This is a genomic window from Shewanella sp. FJAT-52076, assembly GCF_019457455.1.
Taxonomy (GTDB): Bacteria; Pseudomonadota; Gammaproteobacteria; order Enterobacterales; family Shewanellaceae; genus Shewanella; species Shewanella zhangzhouensis.
Genome location: NZ_CP080415.1, coordinates 1,460,738 through 1,486,100 on the forward strand (window position 1 = coordinate 1,460,738; position 25,363 = coordinate 1,486,100).

At 53.8% G+C, this 25,363-nt stretch carries 24 protein-coding genes and 1 other RNA gene; 11 read left to right on the plus strand and 14 right to left on the minus strand.

Going from position 1 to position 25,363, the window contains the following annotated elements; all coding sequences use genetic code 11:
* Positions 1-187: 187 nt before the first annotated feature.
* Positions 188-460 (plus strand): nucleoid-associated protein HU-beta, encoded by a 273-nt coding sequence (gene hupB / locus K0H79_RS06290; RefSeq protein WP_011759343.1) that lies wholly within the window; start codon positions 188-190, stop codon positions 458-460.
* Between the two features lie 200 nt (positions 461-660).
* On the plus strand, positions 661-2,511 hold the full coding sequence (locus K0H79_RS06295) for a SurA N-terminal domain-containing protein (RefSeq protein WP_220077685.1): 1,851 nt from the start codon (positions 661-663) through the stop codon (positions 2,509-2,511).
* Between the two features lie 116 nt (positions 2,512-2,627).
* On the opposite strand, the gene ung is transcribed toward K0H79_RS06295, so the two are convergent.
* The 8 genes from ung to pspF all read right to left on the minus strand — a co-directional run bounded on the left by ung (position 2,628) and on the right by pspF (position 11,135).
* The gene (ung, locus tag K0H79_RS06300; RefSeq protein ID WP_220077686.1) at positions 2,628-3,284 is read right to left on the minus strand and encodes a uracil-DNA glycosylase; all 657 of its coding nucleotides are present in this window, start codon (positions 3,282-3,284) and stop codon (positions 2,628-2,630) included.
* A gap of 95 nt (positions 3,285-3,379) precedes the next feature.
* Positions 3,380-4,582 carry an enoyl-ACP reductase FabV gene (gene fabV / locus K0H79_RS06305; protein ID WP_220077687.1) on the minus strand — a complete coding sequence of 401 codons (1,203 nt, stop codon included), beginning with the start codon at positions 4,580-4,582 and terminating at the stop codon, positions 3,380-3,382.
* 96 nt (positions 4,583-4,678) lie between these two features.
* A complete protein-coding gene (locus K0H79_RS06310; protein WP_220067266.1) occupies positions 4,679-5,464 on the minus strand; it encodes an ATP-binding cassette domain-containing protein in 786 nt (261 codons plus the stop codon).
* Positions 5,445-6,452, minus strand: coding sequence for an oligopeptide/dipeptide ABC transporter ATP-binding protein (locus tag K0H79_RS06315; protein ID WP_220077688.1), 1,008 nt, complete (start codon positions 6,450-6,452; stop codon positions 5,445-5,447). Before K0H79_RS06315 ends, K0H79_RS06310 begins: the two co-directional genes overlap by 20 nt.
* 2 nt (positions 6,453-6,454) lie before the next feature.
* Positions 6,455-7,345, minus strand: a complete 891-nt coding sequence (locus K0H79_RS06320; protein WP_220067268.1) for an ABC transporter permease subunit — start codon at positions 7,343-7,345, stop codon at positions 6,455-6,457.
* Positions 7,332-8,363: an ABC transporter permease gene (locus K0H79_RS06325; protein WP_220077689.1), complete on the minus strand. Its 1,032-nt coding sequence runs from the start codon at positions 8,361-8,363 to the stop codon at positions 7,332-7,334. The genes K0H79_RS06320 and K0H79_RS06325 overlap by 14 nt, the downstream gene beginning before the upstream one ends.
* Positions 8,363-9,991 (minus strand): ABC transporter substrate-binding protein, encoded by a 1,629-nt coding sequence (locus K0H79_RS06330; protein WP_220067269.1) that lies wholly within the window; start codon positions 9,989-9,991, stop codon positions 8,363-8,365. The genes K0H79_RS06325 and K0H79_RS06330 overlap by 1 nt, the downstream gene beginning before the upstream one ends.
* 70 nt (positions 9,992-10,061) lie before the next feature.
* Positions 10,062-11,135: a phage shock protein operon transcriptional activator gene (pspF, locus tag K0H79_RS06335; protein WP_220077690.1), complete on the minus strand. Its 1,074-nt coding sequence runs from the start codon at positions 11,133-11,135 to the stop codon at positions 10,062-10,064.
* 175 nt (positions 11,136-11,310) lie between these two features.
* On the opposite strand from pspF, the gene pspA reads away from it, so the two are divergent.
* From pspA to ffs, 8 genes are all read left to right on the plus strand, one after another.
* Positions 11,311-11,994, plus strand: coding sequence for a phage shock protein PspA (gene pspA / locus K0H79_RS06340; RefSeq protein ID WP_220077691.1), 684 nt, complete (start codon positions 11,311-11,313; stop codon positions 11,992-11,994).
* A 24-nt stretch (positions 11,995-12,018) separates the two neighbouring features.
* Entirely contained in the window at positions 12,019-12,258 is a 240-nt protein-coding gene (gene pspB, locus K0H79_RS06345) for an envelope stress response membrane protein PspB (RefSeq protein ID WP_203326551.1), read from the plus strand.
* The gene (pspC, locus tag K0H79_RS06350; protein ID WP_126166362.1) at positions 12,245-12,640 is read left to right on the plus strand and encodes an envelope stress response membrane protein PspC; all 396 of its coding nucleotides are present in this window, start codon (positions 12,245-12,247) and stop codon (positions 12,638-12,640) included. The genes pspB and pspC overlap by 14 nt, the downstream gene beginning before the upstream one ends.
* Positions 12,641-12,728: 88 nt before the next feature.
* Positions 12,729-14,150 carry a YcjX family protein gene (locus tag K0H79_RS06355; RefSeq protein ID WP_220077692.1) on the plus strand — a complete coding sequence of 474 codons (1,422 nt, stop codon included), beginning with the start codon at positions 12,729-12,731 and terminating at the stop codon, positions 14,148-14,150.
* Between the two features lie 36 nt (positions 14,151-14,186).
* Positions 14,187-15,263 carry a YcjF family protein gene (locus K0H79_RS06360; protein WP_258405485.1) on the plus strand — a complete coding sequence of 359 codons (1,077 nt, stop codon included), beginning with the start codon at positions 14,187-14,189 and terminating at the stop codon, positions 15,261-15,263.
* Between the two features lie 111 nt (positions 15,264-15,374).
* A complete protein-coding gene (locus K0H79_RS06365; RefSeq protein WP_220077694.1) occupies positions 15,375-16,553 on the plus strand; it encodes a PLP-dependent aspartate aminotransferase family protein in 1,179 nt (392 codons plus the stop codon).
* A gap of 95 nt (positions 16,554-16,648) precedes the next feature.
* On the plus strand, positions 16,649-16,960 hold the full coding sequence (locus K0H79_RS06370; RefSeq protein WP_220077695.1) for a ComEA family DNA-binding protein: 312 nt from the start codon (positions 16,649-16,651) through the stop codon (positions 16,958-16,960).
* Between the two features lie 151 nt (positions 16,961-17,111).
* Positions 17,112-17,208: signal recognition particle sRNA small type (gene ffs, locus K0H79_RS06375), an RNA gene on the plus strand.
* A 10-nt stretch (positions 17,209-17,218) separates the two neighbouring features.
* On the opposite strand, the gene K0H79_RS06380 is transcribed toward ffs, so the two are convergent.
* The 6 genes from K0H79_RS06380 to dinG are packed head-to-tail and all read right to left on the minus strand — an operon-like array spanning position 17,219 to position 22,664.
* The gene (locus K0H79_RS06380) at positions 17,219-17,497 is read right to left on the minus strand and encodes a late competence development ComFB family protein (RefSeq protein WP_220067276.1); all 279 of its coding nucleotides are present in this window, start codon (positions 17,495-17,497) and stop codon (positions 17,219-17,221) included.
* Between the two features lie 13 nt (positions 17,498-17,510).
* The gene (locus tag K0H79_RS06385) at positions 17,511-18,428 is read right to left on the minus strand and encodes a histone deacetylase (protein ID WP_220077696.1); all 918 of its coding nucleotides are present in this window, start codon (positions 18,426-18,428) and stop codon (positions 17,511-17,513) included.
* A 1-nt stretch (position 18,429) separates the two neighbouring features.
* Complete coding sequence (locus K0H79_RS06390; RefSeq protein WP_220077697.1) at positions 18,430-19,137, minus strand: DUF2057 domain-containing protein; 708 nt, start codon at positions 19,135-19,137, stop codon at positions 18,430-18,432.
* 9 nt (positions 19,138-19,146) lie between these two features.
* A complete protein-coding gene (locus K0H79_RS06395) occupies positions 19,147-19,809 on the minus strand; it encodes a primosomal replication protein (RefSeq protein WP_220077698.1) in 663 nt (220 codons plus the stop codon).
* Complete coding sequence (locus K0H79_RS06400; RefSeq protein WP_220067280.1) at positions 19,806-20,579, minus strand: TSUP family transporter; 774 nt, start codon at positions 20,577-20,579, stop codon at positions 19,806-19,808. The genes K0H79_RS06395 and K0H79_RS06400 overlap by 4 nt, the downstream gene beginning before the upstream one ends.
* Before the next feature lie 9 nt (positions 20,580-20,588).
* Positions 20,589-22,664, minus strand: a complete 2,076-nt coding sequence (gene dinG / locus K0H79_RS06405; RefSeq protein ID WP_220077699.1) for an ATP-dependent DNA helicase DinG — start codon at positions 22,662-22,664, stop codon at positions 20,589-20,591.
* A 143-nt stretch (positions 22,665-22,807) separates the two neighbouring features.
* Here dinG and K0H79_RS06410 point away from each other — a divergent pair, with 143 nt between their 5' ends.
* On the plus strand, positions 22,808-25,171 hold the full coding sequence (locus K0H79_RS06410; RefSeq protein ID WP_258405486.1) for a DNA polymerase II: 2,364 nt from the start codon (positions 22,808-22,810) through the stop codon (positions 25,169-25,171).
* The last annotated feature ends 192 nt before the right edge of the window (positions 25,172-25,363 follow it).

Genomic DNA, 25,363 nt, shown 5'->3' on the forward strand with positions numbered 1-25,363 from the left:
CTAGGTTCGTGGAGAGCCAGTACCTCCCAAACCCTTGGCAGGGCTGGCTTTGAGCTGTATCCAACTTTAATTCTTTGCTTTTTCGTTGACGCTTGAACTTTGGTTTCAAGCTTGTTATAAAAGCCTCCGCAGACCGCTCTAGAGAAGGATTTGGTTGCGGCGCAAAAACTACATTCAAGGGGATGACATGAATAAATCTGAACTGATCGAGAAAATTGCTTCTGGTGCCGATATTTCCAAGGCTGCTGCCGGTCGCGCACTGGACTCTTTCATCGCTGCTGTGACTGAAGGTCTGAAGGACGGCGGTAAAATTTCCCTGGTTGGTTTTGGTACTTTTGAAGTTCGTGAGCGTGCTGAGCGTACCGGCCGTAACCCACAGTCTGGCAAAGAGATCAAAATCCCTGCCGCCAAGATCCCAGCGTTCAAAGCTGGTAAAGCACTGAAAGACGCAGTCAACTAATACTGACTCGCCTTTGTAGGCTTTCGTTCTTCAAGCACTGCCACTGCAGTGCTTTTTACGAATTGAAGGTGTTGAGCAACTAAGCGCAGCACCGGAGTGACGAAGCATTCAAGGTCATTCCTGAAAAGTTACATAAAGGCGCATCCTCACAAAGATGCGCTTTTTTATTTCAATCACAAGAGTAACAAGCGGGACGTCTGATGTTAGAAAAGATCCGTGAAGGTGCCCAGGGTACCATTGCCAAGAGCATTCTGGTGCTGGTGATACTTTCTTTTGCCTTTACCGGTGTGAGCAGCTATCTGGGCTCCTCCACCGAACCTGCGGCTGCCACAGTGAACGGCGAAGAAATTCCCGTCTCAGCACTGGAGCAAGCCTTCCAAAACGAAAAGGCACGTATGGAGCAGCAACTGGGTGAGATGTTCCAGACCCTGGCCGCCGACGATAACTACCTGCGCTCCATCAGACAGGGTGTGCTCGAGCGTATGATTGCCGACAAATTGCTGGATCAAACTGCCAGTGAAATGGGGCTGCGCATCTCCGATGAGCAAATCAAACAAGCCATCATGGAAGAGCCCGCCTTCCAAACCGAAGGCAAGTTTGACAACGAGCGTTACCTGGCTATCCTGCGTCAGCTCGGTTACCAAACCAACAGCTTCCGCGACATGATGCGTGTCGACATGACCCGTCGTCAGCTGGTGAACGCCCTGATAGGCAGTGAGTTTGTGCTGCCATCTGAGAGCAAGGCAGTTGCCGATCTGCAAGGCCAGACCCGTGACCTGCGTTATTTGGTGGTTGAGTCCCAGCCATTCGAAGCAGGTATCACAGTGGCCGACGATGAAGCCAAGAGCTTCTACGATGCCAATCCCGACCAGTTTATAAAACCTGAGCAGGTGAGCCTTGAATACCTTACGCTGTCTGCCAAGTCACTTGCCGATGACGTGAGCGTGACCGACGAGCAGGCAAAAGCCTATTACGACGAGCACATGAGCCAGTACAAGACGCCTGAAAAACGTCTGGCTGCCCATATCCTGGTGAACCTGGGCGACGACGAAGCTGCCGCAAAAGCCAAAGCCGATGCGATTTATGCCAAGCTTCTGGCCGGTGCAGACTTTGCTGAGCTCGCCAAAACCGACTCCGAAGACACTTTCAGTGGTGAGCTGGGTGGTCAGCTTGACTGGTTTGAGCAGGGAGTGATGGATCCTGCGTTTGACGAAGCCTTGTTTGGTCTCGAAAAAGATCAGTATTCCGCTGTGGTGAAAACCGCCTATGGTTTCCACATCATCAAGTTGCTTGACCTGCAGGGCGGTGCACAGGCCAGCTTTGACGAAGTGAAGGACCGCATCTTCGCCCAGATCAAAGAAAAAGATGCGCTGGACAAGTTCTACAGCCTGCAGCAAAAACTGGCCGATACCAGTTACGAAGTCCCAGACAGCCTGACCGAAGCGGCCAAGGCCACCGGGCTTGAAGTGAAAACCACTGGTCTTTTCGCCCGTGAAATGCCACCGGCTGACATCAGCAACCCAGCACTCATCAAGGCGGCGTTCTCTGAGCAGGTACTGCTGAGCGGCATGAACAGCGACGTGATTGATCTTGGTGACAACAATGTGGCCGTTGTGCGCGTTAAAGAGCACAAGCAAGCCGGTACTTTACCATTTGATGAAGTCAAAGCCGGTATCGTGGCCCGTCTTACCCAGGACAAGGCCAACGATGCGGCGAAGTTGCAGGCGCAGGAACTGCTGGCCAAGTTCAAGGCGGGTGAAGCACTGGAGCTGACTGCCAAAGCCAAAGTTGCCCGTTTCGACCGTGAGCTGGATCCCTCCATCGTGAACAAGGGCTTCCAATTGGCCGTAGGCGGCGCTGATACCATCAGCATGGCTTCCGGTTATGCGCTGGTAGTATTGGACAAGGTTAACGCAGCAGAGGGCGTTGAAGACGCTCTGGTGCAGGCCCTTGCTCAGCGTCTGAGCAACCAGTATACCGAGCTTGCCTATCGCGGCGTTATCGACTCGCTGAAGGCAAAAGCCGAAATCAGTTACGCTGCTGCGGAATAACGATAAGTTGCAGCATTAAAAGCCAGCCCTTGGGCTGGCTTTTTTGTTTACGAACACGAGAGGTTTCGTCATCAGGGCAGGGTTTTGCGGGCTTTATGAAAGCTTGCTAAGCCGCTTCACAGTCGCCAGTCTATGGGCGATTTACCCTGATGTCTCAGCATGTCATTGACCTTGGCAAAGTGATTGCAGCCAAAAAAGCCTTTATGTGCAGACAATGGTGACGGGTGCGGCGCTCGCAGTACTTGATGCCTGCTGCCGTCAATCAATCCCGCTTTTTTGCCGGCATGACTACCCCAGAGTAAAAATATAACCCCATGACTATGGGTACTGATGCCGCGTATCACCGCATCGGTAAACCGCTCCCATCCCAGATGGGCGTGGGAATGTGCCTGTCCGCGCTCCACTGTCAATACGGTATTGAGTAACAACACGCCTTGATTCGCCCAATGAGTTAAGTCGCCATGGGAAGGCGCAATAAAGCCCGGGATTGAATTTGTAAGCTCGATAAAGATGTTCTGTAAAGAGGGAGGGGGTGGGCATGGGGATTTTACTGAAAAGCACAGACCGTGCGCCTGATTGGGCCCGTGGTAAGGGTCTTGCCCTAATATCACCACCTTTACCTGCTCAAGGGGAGTAAATCTAAAGGCATTGAAGATATCGGCCTTCGGGGGATAGACGGTCACTCCGGCGCGTATGCGCTCATTGACGTACTTAAGGGTGTCTTGAAAGTAGGGAGAGCGTTTCTCATCACCAAGAAGTTGTTGCCAGTCCACCTTGAATCCTCAATCTTTAGCTGATTGTGTCTATTATGCTGATTTTCAGCCATAAAAAAACGCCGCATAGCGGCGTCTTTGCAAAGCGTTTGTGCTTACAGCTCAATCACATCGAAGTTAACTTCAGGATTGACGTCCGCTTCGTAGTCGATGCCTTCGATACCAAAACCAAACAGCTTGATGAACTCGGCCTTGTACTCGAAGTAGTCGGTCAGCTCAGGCAGGTTTTCGGTGGTGATCTGAGGCCAAAGATCGCGGCAATGCTGCTGAATGTCATCACGCAGTTCCCAGTCATCCAAACGCAGACGGTTGTCTTCGTCTACTTCAGGTGCGCTGCCATCGGCTTTGTACAGACGCTCAGAGAACATACGCAGGATTTGTTCCATACAGCCTTCATGCAGGCCTTCGGCGCGCATCTTCTTGAATACCATGGCGATGTACAGTGGCATCACAGGAATGGCAGAAGAAGCCTGAGTCACCACGCTCTTGAGTACGGCCACGTTGGCGCTGCCGCCTTTGGCTGCCAGCTTGTCATTCAGGGCGTGAGCGGCGCGGTCGAGGTCCATCTTGGCCTTGCCCAGCGCGCCGTGCCAGTAGATAGGCCAGGTCAGCTCAGTACCAATGTAGGAGTAAGCCACGGTCTTGCAGCCATCGGCCAGAACACCGGCTTCATCCAGGGCGTTGAGCCACAGTTCCCAATCCTGACCACCCATTACGGTGACAGTGTCGGCAATTTCCTGCTCGGTGGCGGGCTCAACACTGGCTTCGATGATGGTGTCTTTGTTGGTGTCCACTGCGGTTGAGCTGTATGGCTGACCGATAGGCTTCAGTGATGAGCGCACCAGCTCGCCGCTGTCAGGCAGTTTACGCACGGGCGATGCCAGCGAGTAAACCACCATGTCGATTTGCCCCAGGTCGGCTTTAATCAACTCAATCGCCTTGGCTTTGGCTTCATGGCTGAAGGCATCGCCATTGATGCTCTTGCTGTACAGGCCTTCAGCTTTGGCAAACTTGTCAAAGGCGGCGGAGTTGTACCAGCCTGCAGTACCTGGTTTGGACTCGGTACCTGGCTTTTCAAAGAACACGCCTATGGTGGCTGCACCGCTGCCAAAGGCTGCCGCGATGCGGGAAGACAGACCGTAGCCACTGGAGGAGCCAACAACCAGCACGCGCTTGGGACCATTGACGACGGGGCCACGGGCCTTGGTCAGATTAATCTGTTCCAGCACATTGGCTTCACAGCCTACCGGATGAGTGGTGGTACAAATAAATCCACGAATTTTTGGTTTGATAATCATGTTTATGCTTCTTCAGTCAACACTGGCAATAGAATAATGACTTGAGCGGCCGAAGGCAGCTCCTTTTTTACAATTCACCCCGGTGGTTGGATGAGTTCAGCGCTTTCTCACCTGACGGGTTTGCTCGGCAATCAGCCTTGCGGTGTACTCATGCTCCGGGCTTTCGAATACCTTTTGCACCGGGCCTTTTTCTACAAGCTGGCCCTTGTGCAGCACCATGATTTTGTCGCTCACATGGCGCACCAGATTGAGGTTATGGGACACGAAGATGTAAGACAGGCCCATTTCCTTTTGCAGGTGTAACAGCAGATTGAGAATTTGTGAGCGAACAGAAAGATCCAGCGCGGTCAGCGCCTCGTCGGCAATAATCACCTTTGGGCTAAGCATCAGCGCCCGAGCCACTGCCACCCGCTGTTTTTGACCTTCAGAAATCATATGCGGATAAAAATCGGCATGCTCAGGTAAGAGCCCAACTTTGCGCAGGGTTTCAGTGACCTGAACACTGCGCTCATGTGCTGACATATCTGTATTGAACCTCAACGGCTCTTCGAGCAGCTCGCCAATTGATAAACGGGGGTTTAGCGAGGTATTGGGGTCCTGAAAAATCATCCGGATAAGCCGGCAACGCTGTTTTAGGTTGCGACTCTCAAGCGATTCGCCTTCGAACTGGATATCACCGCTGGAGCGCTGCTCTGCGCCCACCAATATTCGTGCAAGGGTACTCTTGCCTGAGCCTGCCTCGCCGACAATGGCAAGGGTCTCGCCACGGCCAAGCTCGAATGAAATGGGAGCCAAGGCCTCGTTATACTGGCGCTTAAACCTGTGATAACCGGTGAAGTAGCGCTTCGACAGACCGGTGACCTTAAGCAGCGGTGTCGTCATTATTCGTCTCCGTGCGATAAGGGAAATGACAGGCATAGTATCTGTCTTTTTGGTGCTGCAACTGCGGCTGATGGACACACTCGCGCCTGGCTTCCGGGCAGCGTGGTCCGAGGCGGCAACCTATAGGTAAATGCTGTAAGGCCGGCGCCGACCCCGGTAATACCGGCATCAGGCTCTTGTGGGGCAGGTTGCCACGGTAATCGGGAAGGTGATCCATCAGCGCCTTGGTATAGGGGTGCAGTGGCTCACGGATAAGCTCATCGATGGGACCGGATTCCATCACCTGACCGCAATAAAGCACGGTGAGGTTGTTGCACCAGTCCGCCAGGGTCTCAAGCTCATGGCTAATCATCATAATGGTTACCCCCTGCAGCTGATTGAGCTGTGCCAGGAGGCGGAAAATCTGGGCCTGGGTGCTGGGTTCCATGGAGTTGGTCGGTTCATCGGCAATCAGCAGTCTTGGCTGATTGGCCAGCGCCATGGCAATCATCACCTTTTGGCATTCGCCTTCGGAGGTTTCCCAGGGATAGGAGGCCATGACCCGCTTGGGATCCTTGATCCCCACCTTGTGCAGCCATTTTTGTGCCGTCAGCCGCCGCTCACGACCACGTCGCCAGAAGGGCACATTCTTGTCGGCGGGCATGGCTTCAATCAGCTGGGCACCAATGGTGATGACCGGGTCGAGGCTACCGGAAGGGTCCTGAAATATCATCGCCATGTCTTTGCCCATCAGATTGCGGCGTTCGACATCGCTCATTTCCATAAGGTTACGGCCATCCCACATCATGCGGTCGGCGGTGATGGTCCAGTTGGGCCCCGGGATCCCCAAAACGGCCCGGGCAAGCAAGCTGCGACCCGAGCCCGACTCGCCCACCAAGCCATGAATTTCACCTGCATGGAGCGTCAGGCTGACTTTTTCCAGCGCCTTGACCCGCCCTTGTGGGGTGTCGAGTTCGATAGTGAGATTGCGAATATCCAGTAGCGGCATAATCAGTTCTTTATCGGCGCGAGGGCCGAGCGTAATCCATCGCCCACCAGGTTAACGGCAAGCACGGTAAAGAGTATCGCGAGCCCGGGAATGGTCATGGTCCAGGGGGCGGTCAGCAGGTTATCGAGCCCCTGAAACACCATGGCACCCCACTCGGGGCTGGGCGCCTGAGCCCCCAGATTCAGAAAGCCCAGTGCGGCAATATCCAGAATCGCGGTGGAAATGGCGAGGGTGGTTTGAATGATCACCACTTCCCAGACGTTGGGCATGATCACGTACCAGAAAATCTGGGCACTGTTGGCGCCATCGAGGCGGGCGGCCGTGACATATTCTTTTTGCAGTTCTTCGTGGATGGCCTGATGAATGGCGCGCACAAACTGTGGGGTGAGGGCAATACCCACGGCCCAAAATACATTGCCAAGCCCCGGCCCCAGCACCGCGACGACCAGAATGGCCATCAAGAGTGATGGAATAGACAGGAGCGCGTCCAGGAGGTGACCGAGAATACTGGATTTCAGCCCTTTCATCATGCCCGAGATGGCACCTATGACAAAGCCAAGCAGCAGCGCCGTAATCACCACGGCCAGCGACATGCCGAATGTCAGCTGTACACCATGCAGGATGCGGCTGAATATATCCCGGCCCAGGTCATCGGTGCCCAAAAAGTGTTCCACCGTACCGGCGGGATCCCAGGAGGGAGGCAAGAGCAAGGCTTTGGGGTTTTGCGCTTCCGGACTAAAGGGCGCAAGCCAGGGCCCCAACAGGGTGAAAAACAGCAGCCCTATGATGACCCAAAGCCCCGCCAGGGCGAAGGGGTTGGATGCAAATGCCTGCCAGAGCCGCCTCATGGGAGACGGAATGTCGTCTTCCTGATAAATCTTAATTTGAGGCATAAAGTTCTTTCCTGCTCAGCGGGTTGGAGGCTGTGTGTATCACTTCAATCAGGATGCTCAGGAAAATAATGAGCAGGGCAACCGCCAGAATCCCGCCCTGAATGACAGTGTAATCACGCTGATAGATACCTGACACCAGCCAGGAGCCCACACCGGGCCAGGAGAAAATCACTTCCACCACAATGGCATAGCTGGCGAACGCACCGAGCATCAGGCCCAGGTGCTTCAGCACAGGGATGAGGGCGTTGGGCAGCGCATGTTTCAGGATGATCATGCCCGTGTGCAGTCCACGCGCCTCGGCGGCACGGATATAAGTCTGGTTCATCACGTTGACCATGGCGGCGCGGGTAATACGCACCACCACGGTAAAGGGCAGCACCGCTAAGGTGACTGCCGGCAAAACGATGTGCGCCAGCGCATCCTTGAACGCCGAAATACGGTAACTTGAATCTGACAGCAGGGTGTCAATCAGCATAAAGCCGGTGACAGGTTTGATTTCGTAAAGCAGGTTGATCTGGCCCGAGATTGGTAACCAACCCAGACGCACGCCAAACCACAACGACAACGATAAGCCAAGCCAAAACACCGGCACTGAATAGCCGGTGAGGGTAATGGCCATAATGGCATGCTGGGTCAGCTTATGTTGGTTGTGGGAAGCCAAAACCCCGAGTGGGATCCCAAGAAGTAGCGCCAATAAGCCAGAAAAACACGCCAGCTCAAAGGATGTCGGCAGCACAGTGGCCAGCTCTTTGGCCACACTCTGCTGAGAGGTGGTGGAAATACCCAGATTACCGGTCAGTCGCTGCTGAACATAGGCGATATACTGGCGGAACTCTGACTTATCCAGCTGATAATCTTCGATAATCTGAAGTGCCTGCTCGCCGGAAGGATTGTCGATGCCTGTCAGGGCATACACCCTGTCCGTTGGGAACTGGCTGGTTGCCAGAAACAGAATGCTCACCATCAATATGGAGGTAGCGATAAAGAGGTTCAGTCTGCGGATAAGGTAAATACCCATCAGTTCTCCTCCCCCGTTGCGGGCTGGATGTCGGCAAAGGCAATGCCGCCAAAAGGTGTTACCGGCATATGCTGGATATTGGTGCGGTGTACCAGCGAGCGCTTGGCGTGTGCAAAGGCAAACAGTGGCAATTCTTTGGCAACTGTGGCCTGAGCCTCCTGATAGAGGGCGGTGCGCTCCAATCTGTCGGTGGTCGAGCGGGCTCTGGACAGCAGCTGGTCAAATGCAGGGTTGCACCAACGTGAGCGGTTACTTCCCGATGCCATGGAGGCGCAGCTCAAAAGCGGGCTGAAAAAGTTGTCAGGGTCGCTGTTGTCGGCGTTCCAGCCAATAAGCACAGAGTCATAATCGCTCTGATTCAATTTTTGGGTAAACACCGACCAGTCATAACTGACGATATTGGCCTTTACCCCGATATTGGCCAAATCCGCCTGAATGAGTTCTGCCGTTTTCAGGGCGTTGGGGTTGTATGCCCTGGCAACCGGCATGGCCCAGATATCAATGTTGAGGTTACGAACGCCGGCGTCCGCCAGAAGGGTCATGGCTCTGGAGGGCGAATAGTCTATGTCGAGTTCATAATCCCTGGCATACGCCCAGGAAGAGGGCGGCAGCAGGCTTTGCGCCTCGACAGCGGTGTCCTGATATACGGCCGCAAGAATATTGCGCTTATCGATGGCTAGCGACAGGGCTTTTCGTACCCGCACATCATTGAATGGCGCTTTTTGGGTATTGAATGCCCAAAAGGCTACGTTGAGGCCAGGTTTTGACTCCAACGTAAGCTCAGGATGGGCCTCAATCAAATCAAGTTCACCGGCTTTGGGCAGGGCCGACACGCTGCAGTCGCCAGTGATGAGCTTTGACAAGCGCACAGTGCTCTTGGAGGTGATGTCGTACACCAGCATGTCTATTTCAGGGGCCTTGCCCCAATAGTCTTCGTGGCGACGGTAGCGAATATATTCGTTCTTTACATATTCCACCAAATGGAACGGTCCAGTGCCTATGGCCTGGATGTCGAGCTGTTCCGGGGTACCTGCCCTCAGTTGCTGGGCTGCGTATTCGGCCGACAGGATAACGGCAAAGTCCGTGGCAAGATTCGATAAAAACGATGCATCGGTGTGATTGAGTTTAAACACCACTTCGTTATCGCCGGCCTTGGTAACCGAGGCAACCTGATTGGCAAAATCGATGCTTTGGAAAAATGGATAGCCGCTGCGGGAAACCCAGTGGAAGGGATGCTCATCATCGAGAATGCGCTGGAACGAAAACAGCACATCGTCGGCATTCATTGGGCGACTGGGGGTGAACTTGGCTGAATGATGAAATTGCACGCCCTGACGCAATACGAAACGATATTCCAAACCGTCGTCGCTGATGCTCCAACGCTCGGCCAGCGCAGGCACTATCTTGCCTTCTTCGGCATCGTAATCCACCAAACGACTGTATATCTGTTGGGATGTGGCATCGATAGTGGTGCCGGAGGTCACTGTCTGGGGATTGAATGATTCAGGGTTGCCTTCGGAGCAGTAAACCACCCCAGGTGGCAATTGCTGATGGCCACAGGCCGCGAGCCAACCACCTAGAAGGGGCAGCAAAGCAAACCGATAGAGCCGGGTTGTCAGCGCATTCATTAAAGAATCGTTATTGATGTAAGCGGTAATGGTTGATTCTAACAGCCGCTCGCCGCCCCCGGCAATCCACTTATGCCTTATCCAGTAAATTGTATTTCTTCAGGATCCCGCGCAGCTGGTGATAGCTGAGCCCCAACATATCCGCCGATTTTTTTTGATTGAACTGACTTGCTGCCAGCGCCTGTTGGATGAGGTCTTTTTCTACGGCTTCCAGATGCTCTTTCAAATCCAGCGGAAAACTTGGCGTTGGCGCGCCTTCACTGACGGCAGCAGTTGTTACCAATGGGGGCTCTGATTTGGGCTCCGACGCCAGCGCGGGCAGAACCTGGCGCTCCCGGGTCTTAATCCGGCCTTTTGGCCGCCATGGGGAATCGAAGGGGTCCAGCACTATGTGTTCGATGGGCTCGCCATCGGCACCGCTGCGATACACTGAGCGTTCAATGACGTTTTTGAGCTCGCGGATGTTTCCGGGCCACTGATGACTCATCAGCTGCTCAATGGCGTGGGGGGCAAATCCCGGAAAATATTCCAGTTTCAGCTGACGCGCCATGCCAACACCGAAATACTCGGCCAGCGGCATGATATCTTCTTTACGGCTTCTCAGCGGCGGCAGGGTGATTACGTCAAAGGCGAGTCTGTCCAGCAGGTCGGCGCGAAACTCGCCGGCTTCGGCCAATGATGGTAAGTCTTCGTTGGCGGCGCAGATAAGGCGCACATCGGCTTGCAGCGTTTTACTGCCACCCACACGCTCATACTCGCCATATTCGATGACCCTGAGCAGCTTTTCCTGGATAAGTCCGGAGGTGTTGGCCAGCTCATCCAAAAACAGGGTGCCGCCATCGGCACGCTCAAAGCGGCCTTCGTGACGCCCCTTGGCGCCGGTAAAGGCACCTGACTCATGGCCAAAGAGTTCACTTTCGAGTAGATTTTCACTCAAAGATGAACAATTTAGCTTAAGAAAACTCTGATCCCAGCGCTGGGACAGATAGTGCAGACGCTCGGCGATCAGTTCCTTGCCGGTACCTCGTTCTCCAATAATCAGCACAGGCTTGGAGAGGGGAGCGATTCGTGAGACATGTTCAAGCACTTCCAGTAGTGCATTGGACTGTCCGATGAGGTTATCCTGTTTAAATGCGTTGGGCACTTTTTGTTGGTCTTATTCGCTAACAAGTGGTGAAATTCATAATAGGTGTCTGCACTTATAAAATAAAGCGAATCTTAAAATATCGTCTTTGTTATTGAAAAATATATAAAAACCAAAGTTGGCACGCTCTGTGTATTACTCATAGCGACAACCAACTATATGTGAGGATTGAATTATGGGTATTTTCTCTCGTTTCGCGGACATCATTAACTCCAACATCAGTGCCCTGCTGGACAAGGCAGAAGATCCGGAAAAAATGGTTCGCCTTATCATTCAGGAAATGGAGGACACTCTGGTGGAAGTGCGTTCTACCTCAGCCAAGGTTCTGGCCGAGAAGAAAGACATCCTTCGCCGCATCGCCCGGGTTGACTCCCAGGTGCAGGATTGGGAAGAGAAAGCCGAGCTGGCCATCTCCAAAGAGCGTGAAGATCTGGCCCGTGCCGCCCTGGTAGAAAAGCAAAAAGCTTCTACCCTGGCCGACACCCTGCAGCGTGAGCTGGAAGTGGTTGAAGACCATATCCTGCGTCTGAAAGAAGAAGTGACTCAGCTTCAGGAAAAACTGGCCGACGCCAAGGCACGTCAGAAGACCATCATCATGCGCAAGCAGACTGCTTCCAGCCGCCTTGAGGTAAAAAAGCAGCTGGATTCAAGCAAAATCGACAATGCCATGTTGAAGTTCGAGCAGTATGAACAACGTGTCGAAAGCCTGGAAGCTCAGGTGGAGTCTTACGATCTGGCCAACAAATCCAGTTTGAACGACGAATTTGCCGCCCTGCAGGCCGAAGATTCAGTGAATGCCGAGCTGGAAGCCCTGAAGGCTAAAATGAAGGGCAAGACCAAAGAAAAAGCTGGCAAGTAATGAATTATTCGGGGGAGGTGAGTTATGGATATGGATGTATTGATGGCGCCCATTATTATTTTCATGGTGATAGTGGCACCCATATGGCTGGTTCTGCATTACCGCAGCAAGCGGCAGGTGAGCCAGGGACTTACCGACGAAGAGTTCAAACAGCTTAACGAACTCATCGCCCTGGCTGACAAGATGGATCAGCGTATCGAGACTCTGGAAGCCATTCTGGACGCCGAGTCTCCTGAGTGGAGGAACAAGCATGAGCACGCGTGATGGCAGGACCCTCTATCGCATACCCCAGCAAGGCAAAATCGCCGGGGTCTGCGCCGGAGTCGCCGAGTACTTCGGCTTCGAGACCTGGTTGGTGCGAGTGGTGGCAGTGTCCATCTTCCTCCTTGGCGGCTCAGGTATCATCTTCATTCTTTACGTGGCCCTGTGGATGATTTTGGATGTAAAGCCGGCATCCACCAAAGTCCACGACGACATCAGTGACATCGAGGTCAAGCGCAAGGTCTGGCAGGCCGGAGAACCCGCCAAACAGGCACTGGCCGATGTGAACAGTCGCTTTCGCTCCCTGGAGTCCAGGCTCCGGTCACTCGAGCGCTACGTGACATCAGACAACTACGACTTAAAGCGGCAAATCAATAACCTTTAAGTTGACTACGGGCGACTCGGTCGCCCTTTGTCTTTGTTGGCAGCGTATAAAACAAAGACGCCGTTAAGGGAATGACACAGGAGATTCTATGGCGAGCAGCCCGGTGGATAAACTCACACAAAAGGCACGCGATCTGCTGGCAAGGAGCACAGACCGGCATTTAAGACTGGCGGTAACCGGCCTCTCGGGTGCAGGGAAAACCGCCTTTATCACAGGTCTTGTTCATCAGCTTCTGAGTGCCACCGCTGCAAACGATAAAAACCTACCACTGTGGCAGGTGAGCCGCGATGAAAGACTGGTTGGTGTTCGCCGCGCCAGTCAGCCTGATTTAAACATTGCCAGTTTTGACCTTCAGGGGGCACTGGCGGCCTTATCACATACGCCGCCAAGCTGGCCTGCATCTACCCGCAATTTGTCTGAGCTCAGGCTCGAAATCCGCTATCGCCCCAAAGGAGGCTTGTTATCAAAACTCTCTGATGTGTCCACCCTGTATCTTGATTTGGTGGACTACCCCGGTGAATGGCTTTTGGACTTACCCATGCTGCGGCAGGACTATGCCAGCTGGAGTCAGAGTGTGTTTGCTGCCATCAACAAGCGCACGCCATCCGAGTCTTTGAAGGCTTTTATTGAGGCGGCGAGCCGGGTTCGCCTCGATGAGCCGTTAAGCGATGAAGAATTTGAACGTATCGCAGGCCTGTATCGCGCCTACCTTGAAGAGTCTGTACATAGTCAGGGCTATTATTTTGCCCAGCCCGGACGCATGTTGCTGCCCGGGGAGCTTGAAGGCGCGCCGCTGCTGGCGTTCTTCCCACTGCCGCTGGATGATGCGTCCCACAAACGGGCTGCAGAAGCGGGCAAAGACAGCGCCTATGGACAGCTTTGTCGCCGTTATCGCGAATATGTGGATGCGGTGGTCGAGCCCTTCTTTAAACGTCATTTCGCCCGTTTTGACAGACAGTTGGTGTTGGTGGACTGCTTCAGTGCACTTAATCGTGGCCGGGCCCAGTTTGAAGACATGAGCCTGGCGCTGGATGGCATTCTCGAAAGCTTCAGGTTTGGTCAATCGAGCCTGATTAAAAGACTGTTTTCCCCTCGCATCGATAAGCTTCTGTTTGCGGCAAGTAAAATCGACCATGTGACCCGGGATCAGCAGGGCCGGGTGCTCGGGCTGCTTAAACAAATGCTCGGGCGAAGTGAGCACTTCGCTCGCTTTGAAGGTTGTCAGGTTGAGGCCATGGCCATCAGTGCCATTCGCGCCACCCGGCCTGGGATGGTCAATACCGAAAATGGCGAAGTGGAAGTGGTCACAGGCACCGAGCTTGCTACCGGCAAGCCCATTACGCTGTTTCCCGGCGAAGTGCCCCAAAGCTTACCCAAACCGGATTTCTGGCAAAATCAGGGCTTTGAATTTGTGCAGTTTGCGCCCATGGCCAGAAATGGCGAGAGCCCCATGGCCCATATCCGCCTCGATCATCTGCTGGAATACCTGCTCGGCGATAAGCTTGCCTGAGTGGGAACCAGTTAGTAGCAGGAGATGACTGAAATCATGAAAGACGAGACGCCGCTGGCGCCCGCGCGCCGCTTTGAATCCGAGCAGCCAAGCGATGATGCCCTTGCCGGCACCCAACGCTTCGCCGTCGAGACCGAGGTGCGCACCCTCGATGAAACCGAACTTGAACAGGCGCTGTCACCCCTCGATGCCCATATCACCCTGCAGGGGCTGAAGGGCCGCCGCTGGTCGCCGCTGGCGAAGTGGGCACTCACAGGCCTGGGTGTACTTGTGGTCACCGAAACCGCACTGGGATTGATGGATGCGTATCGTCAAAGCCCCTGGCTGTTTGGACTATATGGTGTGGTGCTTGTGCTGGTGCTCACCTGGGGGCTTAGTGCCGCCTGGCGCGAATACCGGCTGCTCAAGCGTCTTAAAGCCACAGATGACGCGAGAGAGCAGGGGACTCGAATTCGTGAAAGTGTACAAATCGGCGAGGCCGACGCGTTTATTGACGGCCTTAGTGCCAAGGCGCCGCAAGAGGCTCTCAACAAGTTCAAGGGGTTGGTGCGGGATGACCATAACGACGCGGAAAAGCTGACCCTTTACGAGGAGTGTGTACTCACAGCCCAGGATGAAGCAGCCAAGCGCAAAGTCAGCCGCTACGCCATGGAGTCGGCCGCGCTGCTGGCGGCAAGCCCGTTGGCGGTGCTCGATATGGGTATCATCCTGTGGCGTAATCAAAAGATGATCCGTGACGTGGCTGACTGCTACGGTGTGGAGCTGGGTTACTGGAGCCGCATCCGGCTTATCCGCGCCATTCTGGTCAATATCTTCTATGCCGGGACTACCGAGCTTGTGACCGACCTTGGCAGTCAACTGCTGTCGGTGGAGATGACAGGCAAGCTGTCTGCCCGCTTGGCTCAGGGCCTCGGAGGCGGGCTGCTCACTGCCCGGCTTGGCTACCAGGCCATGGCGCTTTGCCGGCCACTGACCTTCAAAACTGATCAGAAACCCAAGCTTTCCCGTATCCATCAGCAACTGCTTGTCGAACTTAAGTCTTTGTTTAGTAGCACTCTAAATGGCCAGGTGGATAGCCGTCTGCGTCGTAACAAAGATTTTACAAATAGCTGACGCTTAATTCTGCTGCGGCCCTTGGCGTTTGCGTCCGGGGCCGTCATGTTAGTGCCCACACCACCGCCACAACCTATAATTTCTTAAGGTGGTGCTTTTGGGAGAGCAGTTATGCAGGAGAAAAGCAAGTTAGCCACCCTCGTTGTTCATGGTGGCCACGAGCGTGATGCCATGGGGGCGCTGGTGAGTCCCCTCTATCAGAGTGCGACCTTTGTATTTGACAACGCCCGTCAGGGTGGTGCCCGTTTTGCCGGTGACGAAGCCGGTTACATCTATACCCGCCTGGGAAACCCCACCACAGCAGAACTTGAGCGCAAGCTGGCCATTCTTGAAGGGGCCGAGGCTGCAGCCGCCACGGCGTCCGGTATGGGCGCGGTGTCAGCGGCGCTGCTTGCCAATCTGAGCCAGGGCGAACATTTGGTGGCGAGCCGTGCCGTGTATGGCTGTACCTTTGCCCTGATGACTGACCTGATGGCCCGTTTTGGGATTGAAGTGACCTTGGTGGATTTTACAGAACCCGCTGCCATCGAAGCCGCTATCCGTGACAATACCCGGGTGATTTTCTGTGAAACCCCGGTGAATCCCCATCTTGATGTGTTCGACCTCGATGCCATCGCCGCCATCGGCAAGCGCCACGGTTTGCTTACCATTGTCGATAACACCTTTATGACCCCGCTGCTGCAGCGTCCCCTGGAGCACGGCATCGATATGGTTATTCACAGTGCCACCAAGTACCTCAACGGTCATGGCGATGTCATTGCCGGCATGGTGGCAGGCAACAAAGAGCAGATTGATAAAGTTAAATATCAAATCATCAAAGATATAGGCGCCGTGATGTCGCCCCATGATGCCTGGCTCATTCTGAGGGGCATGAAAACCCTGGACGTGCGGGTTCAGCGTCACTGTGATAATGCGGAAAAAATTGCGGATTTCCTTGAGGCTCACCCCCGGGTAGGACGAGTCTACTACCCGGGGCTTAAGAGCCATCAGGGACACCGATTCCTGGGTCAGCAGATGCGCCGCGCCGGGGGCGTTATTGCCTTTGAGCTTAAGTCAGATATCGAGGGTTCCATCAATTTTGTCGACAGTCTTAAGGTATTCACCATTGCCGTAAGTCTGGGGGATGCCGAGTCCCTTATTCAGCATCCGGCATCCATGACGCACTCACCTTACACCCCGGAAGCACGGCTTGAGGCGGGTATCACCGATACCCTGCTGAGAATTTCCGTTGGACTGGAAGATGTGGATGATTTGATTGCGGATTTATCTCAGGCATTGACAAAAATCTAACGGGAGATTTGCGCTTTTACAAAGGGTAACTAGAGTTATTGAAGTGGCAAGGAAAGGGAGCCCCGGCCACGTTAAAATCTCAATGGAGTGAACCTATGAACAAACTACTTGTTACCCTTTTGCTTGGCGCCGCAGTGACGCATTTACCGCTGCTGGCCGCCGAAGCCCCCAAAACAGACACAGCCCCCAAGGCTGAGGCGCAGATGCCTCAGACCAGCAAAATCAACATCAACACCGCGACTGAAAGCGAACTGCAGTTGCTCAAAGGTATTGGGCAGGCAAAAGCCAGGGCGATAGTTGAGTACCGTAATCAATATGGCCGCTTTGCCAGTGTGGAAGACCTCACCAAGGTGGCAGGCGTCGGTCAGAAGGTGCTGGACGACAACAGGGACGTTTTGAGTCTCTAACTGACAAAAGGCCTGCTTTGCAGGCCTTTTGTTTATCTATTGTGCTGTTGTGCAGGGTAAAGGCGCTAATTTCCGGTTTTAACTTGATTTGCCGCTTGGCATTGGGGGATAATCGGCGCCGTTCCATCGCTGATGGAAATCTATGGCGGACCCAGGGTCCCCCCGCAATGATAACCTGTGAACTCGGCCAGGTCCGGAAGGAAGCAACCGCAGCAGGCGACTCGTGTGCCGGGGTGTGGCTCTGGGTACGTCACCAATCTAATCGCGTTCGCGAAGCCGCTCCAGATTACGTTTCTTCAAAAATGCCCGGGACTTTTCCAGTGCCGTTTGTATTTCGTTGCGCATTTGCTTCAGCTCCTGATAGTCCTCAAAAAAATAGGTGTCGACCAGGTGGCGGATATAACGCACGGGAAGTTGATTGAGGGTAATACAGGACAGGTCGGCCAGATAATCTTCAGGAAGCTCATCCATCAAGCCTTCGTCAGACAAAATTTCCATGAGCAGCACTTCATAGTAGTTTCTGATTTCGAGTTGCATAAGATGCTCCGCGTTATTCATTATCCCCTTGCCATACCTGATTGGCGGCAATAAATAATTGGCTGTGTCTTTCGCTCAAGTGTAGTGGATTTACAGAGTAGCCGCCGCCAATCACAGCGGCCAGCGGTAACCCGGCGTCCCTGGCCATGGTTAATACCAATTTGTCTCTGCGAAGGAGGCCTTGGGTACTGATATTAAGGTGTCCCAGCCTGTCACCATGATGAACATCGACTCCTGCATCATAGAGAATGACATCCGGCTTTTCCAGATGCAGAAGGTATTGAAATATCTGCTCCAATGCATCGAGATAGCCGTCGTCCTCTAGCCCTTTTTGCAGCGGAACATCATAGTCGGACGCGGGCTTGCGACTGGGGAAATTACTGTCGCAGTGCACAGATACGCTGATGATATCGTCCATGTCTGCGCACAGGGTTGCAGTGCCATCGCCCTGATGTACGTCACAGTCAAGGATCATCACCCGGCCGGCATGCCCCTCGTCGATAAGATGCCTTGCCGCCAATACCAGATCGTTAAATACACAATATCCGCTGCCAAAATCACGGTGGGCGTGGTGGTAGCCTCCTGCAAGGTGCAGTGCAATGCCGTGGCTCATGGCAAGCTCGGCCGTAAGCAGGGACCCGCCCAAAGAGTGGAGGGTGCGTTCGACCAAGGCGTGGCTCCAGGGAAACCCCAACCTGCGAATGGCTTGCGGTGACAGATTGCCACTGAGAAAGGCATTTACGTAGCCCGGGTCGTGTACACCTTTGATAAAGGCTGCGTCCACCGGTTCAGGTGAGACAAACTGCGCTTCCAAAGCATGCCCAGACTCCAGCAAATGCTGCCGGAGATGGGCGTACTTGGTGATGGGGAACTGATGCTTTGGGGGCAACACCAGCTTGGAATAGCTGGTGTGATAGACCAGAGGGATCATTTCAGAGCTGTTTGATTGCCCAGCTCATAAACTCCTTGCGGGTTTTTTCATCAGCTTGCAGCCACCAGTATTGCAGCATTTGCTGCGCGTGAGCGCCGCCAACAGCTGGAGGAACCGGGCTGGTTGCTGCGGGTGCGACAGTGTCAGCGACTGCGGGGGCCGTTGCTTGGCTTACCGGCGCTGCGGGCGTCGTGCTGACCACTGCTGCAGTGCCAGCGGCGGTGGCGGCAGCGGCGGCTTCGTCAATATCCACGCCTTTGGAACCACCAAAGAGACGACCGACAAAGCTGTCTTCTTTGTAGTCTGTCTGGACTATTTTGTAGCTTACCTCGCCCTTGTCGGCACGGTTAACCACGACCTGGGGCGCTTTGGCAAACTGCTTGGGCTGCTTGACAACCTCACCACTGGCGGGTTTGAGGAAGTAATCGTGATCCCCATCAACCATCAGTGTCAGAATGAAAGGGGCTGATTTAACAAAGGTCTGGCTGTCACTGAACTCATCGTCCACCATATCGTGATAACGGATGGCAATCTTGTGGGTGCCCGGAGAAAGGTCTAGTTCGGCCTTGTGGGAAAAACTGTTGGTAGCAATTTCCTGGCCGTCCAGTGCCAAATACTCAAAAGACATAGGAATGGTGAGACTGCCGGCAAACACCGAGGATGAAGCGGCCAGCGCAAGCAGAGCGCCGACAGGCAAAACTGATTTCATTGTTGCTCCTTAACGATTGTGACTTTGATACGGCCGCTCGAATGCCTGGATGCGATCTTCTATGTAACTGATTGCCTGGCGACACTTTCCGAGCCTGCGGTGCATCAAAAGGATCTCATTTTGCGTTTTGATTTTGTCAGTACCGTGACAATTTTCAAGTATTGTTTCCAGTTGCTCGATCTTTGACTCGATTTTTCTGGCCCAGTTCAAATGTTTATTCAACTCTTCATAGAGTTGATGGCTGTTTTGCATGACGCCGGAAGCAATCCAGGCAAAACCACTGTTATCGTGACGCCGCTCCTGACTGGCGAGCATGCGCTTTCTGGCACTGTCTTTTGCCTGAACCGCGGCCTTGACGCCTATCCCTGTGGTGGCAAGCGCCCGTTTAACGGCACTGAACCTGTCGTTGATACGCTCACAGGCGGCGATGATGGTGGACGCGTTTAAATTGAGCTTAAGCCGCTGCTCCAGCTGTTTGATATCTTTTTCAATCTGGCCGATGCAGGGATAGAGCTGGGCACCATGCTGGATAAACAACTCTTCGTTAAACCTTTCGGTGTCCTGCATCAGCTTACGGCTGTGGGGTGGCAGCGCCGCATCGTGCTGAAGCACCTCCTGTTCCAGGGTTTTTAGCTGGCTGCGCAGGCGTGACAGCAATCCGTCGTATTTCAAAACCAGGCTCTCCAGGCGAGTTGGGTGGATGCGGCAAACACAATCAGAATAAACACTGGCCGAATAAAGGGAAGCCCAAAATGAATGGCGCTGCGGGCACCGAGGTAGGCCCCTGCCATCATGGATGCGCCCAGAAAGAGACCCACTGCAACCTCAACCTGGCCAAAGATCAGAAATACCGTCAGGGCGGTGATATTGCTAATCAGGGTCATGGCCCTCGCCAGGGCGCAGTTTTGCAACACCGGCAGACGGTAAAGGCGGCTGGAACTCAAGGTCCAGAAGGCACCAATCCCTGGGCCTGCATAGCCATCGTAAAATCCCAGTGGCAGGCCCTGAAGCCACTGACGTTTGCTACTGGCCGGTGTCTGTGGCTCCTGTGCTTTGGGGTGCTCTATGGCACTGGGTTTCAACAGGGTGTAGAGGGCAATAGCCATGATGATGAGCGGCAGTAGCTTTTGCAAAATCTCGGCGTCGGTAAGGTAAACGGCAATTGTCCCCAGCAGGGCGCCAATCAGGGTAGCCGTGGCACTGTGGCGCCAAAAGGCAGGGGTTAGCAGTTGCTGTCTGTAGTAGGTCCAAGCGGCGGTAGCTGAGCCAAAACAGGCCGACAATTTATTGGTACCCAGCGCCTGATGGGGAGGGAGCCCGAATGACAGCAGCGCCGGAATCGATAAGAGGCCGCCACCGCCCACAACTGCGTCAATAAAGCCGGCAATCAGGCCGACCAACGCCAACAGTATCAGGCTGGCGGGGTCTTGCAGTAATTCCACAGAGGGTTCCTATTCAATAACCCTGCGATAGGGTGGCAGGGCGTCCAGCAGAGACTTGCCATATCTTTTACTCACAAGGCGTCTGTCCAATATGGTGATCCTGCCATAGTCCTGCTCTTTTCGCAGCAAACGGCCGCAGCTTTGGATGAGCTTGCGTGAGGCGTCGGGGATGGTCAGTTGCAAAAAGGGATTGCCGCCTTTTTCCTTGATGTACTCCGCATGGGCCTGCTCTACCGGTGATGTGGGCACCGCAAAGGGCAGTTTGGTGACAATCAAGTTGGTAAGGTATTCACCGGGCAAGTCGAGGCCCTCTGAGAAACTGCCGGTGCCAAAGAGCAACGACGGCTTGCCTTCATCACAACGCTTTTTATGACTGTCCAGCAGCAGTTGGCGCGGCGAGTTACCCTGGATAAGCAACGGGATTTTCAGTTTGGGGCCAAGGATATCGGCGACTTTTTCCATCTGCCAATAAGAGGCAAACAGCACCAGGCTGGCCATTTCATGCTCAGTAAGTTTTAAAATATGTTCGGCCAGTTCGTCGGTGTAATTGTCGTCGGTTGGCTCAGTGCGCATTTTGGGCAAATACAGGGTGGCATTGTTTTCAAAGTCGAAAGGCGATTGGAGCGCTAGATAGCGACTGCCATCGTGTAGTGAAAGCCCTACCTGATGGGCGAAATAGTCAAATTGGTTGAGTGCCCGTAAGGTTGCACTGCAAAGCACCACCCCAGCCGCCTTTTCCCACAGCATGGATTCCAGCATAAAGCCCACTTCGATGGGGGAGGCGCAAAGCAGGTAGTCCACTTGTTTGGTGGCCGGCAGGAGTTCAATCCAGCGCGCGGTGGGCGCCCCTTTTTTACTGTCCTCTTTTGCCATCATTTTCCAGAGCTTGTGCAGATTCTCAAGCCGCTGCAGCATAAAGCCGGTCTCGGTTTGCAGCGTATCGGCCTGATGACGCGGAATATCGCCATCTTTAATGGCTTCTCCAAGCAGCAGCTGCATTTTATTGAACTGCTTCAAGGCGCCACTGGTGGCAGTAGCCAGGTTTTCCGCGTGGCGTTTAAGCACCTCGGGCAGAGCGCCATGGGTGAAACGCAAGCGGTTTTCCGGGTTATCGAAGCGGGCTTTTTCGCCGTCACAATAATGGGCTACCTGATTGAGCATACCGGCGATGTCAGCGACATGGTCTTGCATGGCCTGAGATGGCGCTATGATGTTGTTGCTCTTGATTTGGTTTTGCAATTTGGCGGCGGTTTTGCCAATTTTCTCCAGCCAATCGGCAGCGCCTCTCAGTGTCGCCTGCGCACTGGAAAAGTCTCTGGCAACCACAGGCAGGTGGTGGGCTTCGTCAATCACGTAAAACATTTCTTCGGGATCGGGCAGTATCACCCCGCCGCCGAGCTCGAGATCGGCGAACAGCAAACTGTGGTTGGCAATCAGCACATCCCAGGTGTCCACATCTTCCCTTGCTTTGTGGAAAGGACATTGGCGGTGGCTGGCATTTTGCCGATGGCAGGAATGCTTATCACAGGCTATCTGTTGCCACAGGTGATCCGGAATGGGCGTTTCGAGGGTGTCTATTTCGCCGTTCCAGAGGCCCTTATGAAAATCGTTGTGCAGTTTCTGCAGCATTTCAACCTGCGCCGTATCAGGCTTGGTCTGCCACATGGCCATTTGAGTGCCATTGTTGTCGCCGATGAGCATCTCCAGCTTGGCAAGGCACACATATCTTTGCCTGCCTTTTACCAGCCCAAAACGAAAGTTCAGTCCGGACTGTGCCAAAAAAAAAGGCAGATCCTGGTGCAGCAATTGCTCCTGCAGAGCAACGGTTGCAGTGGCGATACAGACTTTCTTTTTTTGGGCCAATGCCAGGGGAATGGTGCCCAGAATGTAAGACAGTGACTTACCAATACCAGTGCCAGCCTCAACGACTATGATGCGTCTGTGCTTGTCATACTCCCCTGCCAGTGTCTTGGAGATCTCCGCGACCATGAAGTTTTGCTCGCGGCGGGACCGGAAGTTTGGCAATGCGGCGGCAATATCTTTATAGATGGCACGGATCTGAGTTTTGACTTTGTCTGGCAGCATGGGGCTCTCGGCAGCTCAATTATGCTGTACATAATAACAGTGATTGCTTAGGCTAAGAACCCTGCAATCATTGCTAATGTGTGTTTTTTGACCCTCTGCCCATGGAATTGTCATCCGTTTGCTCCCCAGGCTCCAATGAATCAATGGCTCCAACGCTACTTAAGGGGCGGGTGCTCACACGCGCCAGTGTGCAGCGCGGCGGTGACACAGTGCTCGAATACCTGATTAAAACCACCAATGGGCCCGTGAAGGTGGAAGTACACAATCAAAGGCCGATGGCCTTTTGCCACAGTGATGAAGTAGAGCGAATACTCATCGGGGTTGCTCAGACCGAAGCCTGGGCTCAGCCCCTTACGCTGCAGAGTTTCAGCAGGCAACCTGTACACGCTGTCTACTGCCGTACCGGAGTGATGCTCAAGCGACTGGTCAGCCGGGCTCAGGAGCTGGATGTTGCGCTTTACGAGGCCGATATCAAGCCCGAGCAGCGGTTCCTGATTGAGCGCTTTGTGGCGCTGGATGCGGAATTTTACGGTTACTTCGATGCAAGTGACCCAAGCCGGTTTGTTGCCAGTCGGGTAAGAGCCGCCAGTGAAGACATATCCCTGAAAGCAGTCTCTCTCGATATCGAGTGCAGTATGTCGGGGGAGCTTTATTCTGTGGGCTTGTTTGGCGACTGCGAGCCCAAAGTTATTATGGTTGGCGAAGGGGACGGTGTGCTCACATGCCATCGCGATGGTGTGGATCACAGGGTTGCTGTGGAGTGGGCAGCGGATGAAGTGTCGCTGCTTTTGTCGCTTCAACGCTGGTTTTTGGAGGTTGACCCCGACATCTTGTTGGGCTGGTCTGTGGTGACATTTGATTTGTCACTCCTGTGGCGGCGGGCGAAACACCATGGCATGAGGCTTTGCATCGGGCGATTTGGTAAGCCGCTCAATTGGAAAGTAGAGGATAAACACAGGCCGGAGACGCTGGACTTGCCGGGCCGTGTGGTACTGGATGGTATCGACTGGTTGAAAGCGGCATTCTATCAGTTCGACAGTTTCGCACTCGACAGGGTGGCGGGTGAACTTCTGGGTGAGGGCAAGGCTATTCATAATCCGGATGACCGGGGGGAGGAAATCACCCGGTTGTTTCGCGAAGACAAAGCGGCACTGGCCTTTTATAACCTAACCGACTGCCGCCTGGTGTGGGATATTTTTCAAAAGACGGATCTGATTCATTTCGCCCTCGAAAGGGCGCGCCTTACCGGATTGGAGTTTGGCCGGGTGGGGGCCAGTGTCGCAGCCTTTAATCATCTCTATCTGCCCCATTTGCACCGCGCCGGTTTTGTCGCGCCTGCCATGCAAAAAATCCCAGGGCCTGACAGCCCGGGGGGCTATGTGATGGATTCGTTTCCGGGCCTGTATCGCAACGTACTGGTACTGGATTACAAGAGTCTCTACCCCTCTATTATCCGAACCTTTTTAATTGACCCAAAGGGTTTGGTGCTCGGTCTGACTGAGCCGGAGGCAATGTCGGTTGAAGGATTTCGCGGGGCACGATTCAGTCGCAAATCGCCCATTTTGCCAAAGCTCGTAGAGACCCTGGCCAGTAGAAGAGAAGAGGCGAAGGCGAACCAGAACGGCCCCATGTCTCAGGCGGTGAAAATCATCATGAACTCGCTCTATGGGGTGCTGGGTTCCAGGGGCTGCGTATTTCACGACTATCGCCTGGCGAGTTCCATTACCCTGCGGGGCCATGAGATCATGCGTACTACCAAGGCCTGGATAGAGGCTGAAGGGTTTCAGGTGATTTATGGTGATACGGATTCGACTTTTGTTTGGCTGGGAAATGATGCGCAGAATGCCAAGGCCACAGGATGCGCCCTGGTGGAGATGGTGAATCGACGCTGGCAACAGCAACTGCATGATGACAAGGGATTGGAATGCTTTTTAGAGCTTGAGTTTGAGCGTCACTTTGAGCAATTTTTTATGCCCACCCTCAGGCATTCCACTGAAGGCAGTAAAAAGCGCTATGTCGGACGGTACGATAATGGTGATGAAAAGGTACTGGTGTTTAAAGGAATGGAGCAGGTTAGAAGCGATTGGAGCCCGCTGGCGCGCAGGGTGCAGTATGAGCTGTACCGCCGGTTGTTCCAGCAGGAAGACCTGCTCGAGTATGTGAGTGATGTTGAAAAGGCGCTTTTTGCCGGAGAGTATGACAATGAGCTTGTGTTCCAAAAGCGGCTTAAGCGCGATATCAGCCAGTACACGGCAAAGTCTGCCCCCCACGTGAAAGCCGCCGCAGCGCTTGTCAGTGCAACCGGTGATAGCAGCCGTGGCAAGCGTGGTGCTTCTATATCTTATCTCTTTACTAAGGCCGGTGCAGAGCCTCTGGGTTATCTGTCTCAGCCCATCGATTATGACTACTACTTTGACCGCCAGCTAATGCCTATCCTGGAACCCATACTCGCCGTTTTGAAAGTTAATTACCAAAAGGCGGGCGCAGAGCAATTATTGTTAATCTAGTTTAAGGTCGTGTGACTTTGAGCTATTTGGGTTAATAGTCGGTTAAATGTCCTTTGGTTAGTGGTTTATCTTAATGTGTGGTGTGATTTTTAACACGTTTGCTGCATTTTTTCTTTGTCGAGTGCTTCGGGGTTTGCTAATCTTCGTCGGTTCCAGGATGGAAATAAAATTACGGAAAATATCCTGCGACTC

Excerpts from the sequence above, each read along its gene's own strand:
- K0H79_RS06325 (WP_220077689.1), bottom strand. The coding sequence starts at position 8,363 with ATGGGTATTTACCTTATCCGCAGACTGAACCTCTTTATCGCTACCTCC.
- K0H79_RS06385 (WP_220077696.1), bottom strand. The coding sequence starts at position 18,428 with ATGATCCCTCTGGTCTATCACACCAGCTATTCCAAGCTGGTGTTGCCC.
- K0H79_RS06360 (WP_258405485.1), top strand. The coding sequence starts at position 14,187 with ATGAAAGACGAGACGCCGCTGGCGCCCGCGCGCCGCTTTGAATCCGAG.
- pspB (WP_203326551.1), top strand. The coding sequence starts at position 12,019 with ATGGATATGGATGTATTGATGGCGCCCATTATTATTTTCATGGTGATA.
- pspC (WP_126166362.1), top strand. The coding sequence starts at position 12,245 with ATGAGCACGCGTGATGGCAGGACCCTCTATCGCATACCCCAGCAAGGC.
- K0H79_RS06365 (WP_220077694.1), top strand. The coding sequence starts at position 15,375 with ATGCAGGAGAAAAGCAAGTTAGCCACCCTCGTTGTTCATGGTGGCCAC.
- K0H79_RS06330 (WP_220067269.1), bottom strand. The coding sequence starts at position 9,991 with ATGAATGCGCTGACAACCCGGCTCTATCGGTTTGCTTTGCTGCCCCTT.
- K0H79_RS06295 (WP_220077685.1), top strand. The coding sequence starts at position 661 with ATGTTAGAAAAGATCCGTGAAGGTGCCCAGGGTACCATTGCCAAGAGC.
- K0H79_RS06410 (WP_258405486.1), top strand. The coding sequence starts at position 22,808 with ATGGCTCCAACGCTACTTAAGGGGCGGGTGCTCACACGCGCCAGTGTG.
- K0H79_RS06390 (WP_220077697.1), bottom strand. The coding sequence starts at position 19,137 with ATGAAATCAGTTTTGCCTGTCGGCGCTCTGCTTGCGCTGGCCGCTTCA.
- K0H79_RS06315 (WP_220077688.1), bottom strand. The coding sequence starts at position 6,452 with ATGCCGCTACTGGATATTCGCAATCTCACTATCGAACTCGACACCCCA.
- K0H79_RS06355 (WP_220077692.1), top strand. The coding sequence starts at position 12,729 with ATGGCGAGCAGCCCGGTGGATAAACTCACACAAAAGGCACGCGATCTG.
- hupB (WP_011759343.1), top strand. The coding sequence starts at position 188 with ATGAATAAATCTGAACTGATCGAGAAAATTGCTTCTGGTGCCGATATT.
- K0H79_RS06370 (WP_220077695.1), top strand. The coding sequence starts at position 16,649 with ATGAACAAACTACTTGTTACCCTTTTGCTTGGCGCCGCAGTGACGCAT.
- dinG (WP_220077699.1), bottom strand. The coding sequence starts at position 22,664 with ATGCTGCCAGACAAAGTCAAAACTCAGATCCGTGCCATCTATAAAGAT.
- K0H79_RS06310 (WP_220067266.1), bottom strand. The coding sequence starts at position 5,464 with ATGACGACACCGCTGCTTAAGGTCACCGGTCTGTCGAAGCGCTACTTC.
- K0H79_RS06320 (WP_220067268.1), bottom strand. The coding sequence starts at position 7,345 with ATGCCTCAAATTAAGATTTATCAGGAAGACGACATTCCGTCTCCCATG.
- fabV (WP_220077687.1), bottom strand. The coding sequence starts at position 4,582 with ATGATTATCAAACCAAAAATTCGTGGATTTATTTGTACCACCACTCAT.
- pspA (WP_220077691.1), top strand. The coding sequence starts at position 11,311 with ATGGGTATTTTCTCTCGTTTCGCGGACATCATTAACTCCAACATCAGT.
- K0H79_RS06380 (WP_220067276.1), bottom strand. The coding sequence starts at position 17,497 with ATGCAACTCGAAATCAGAAACTACTATGAAGTGCTGCTCATGGAAATT.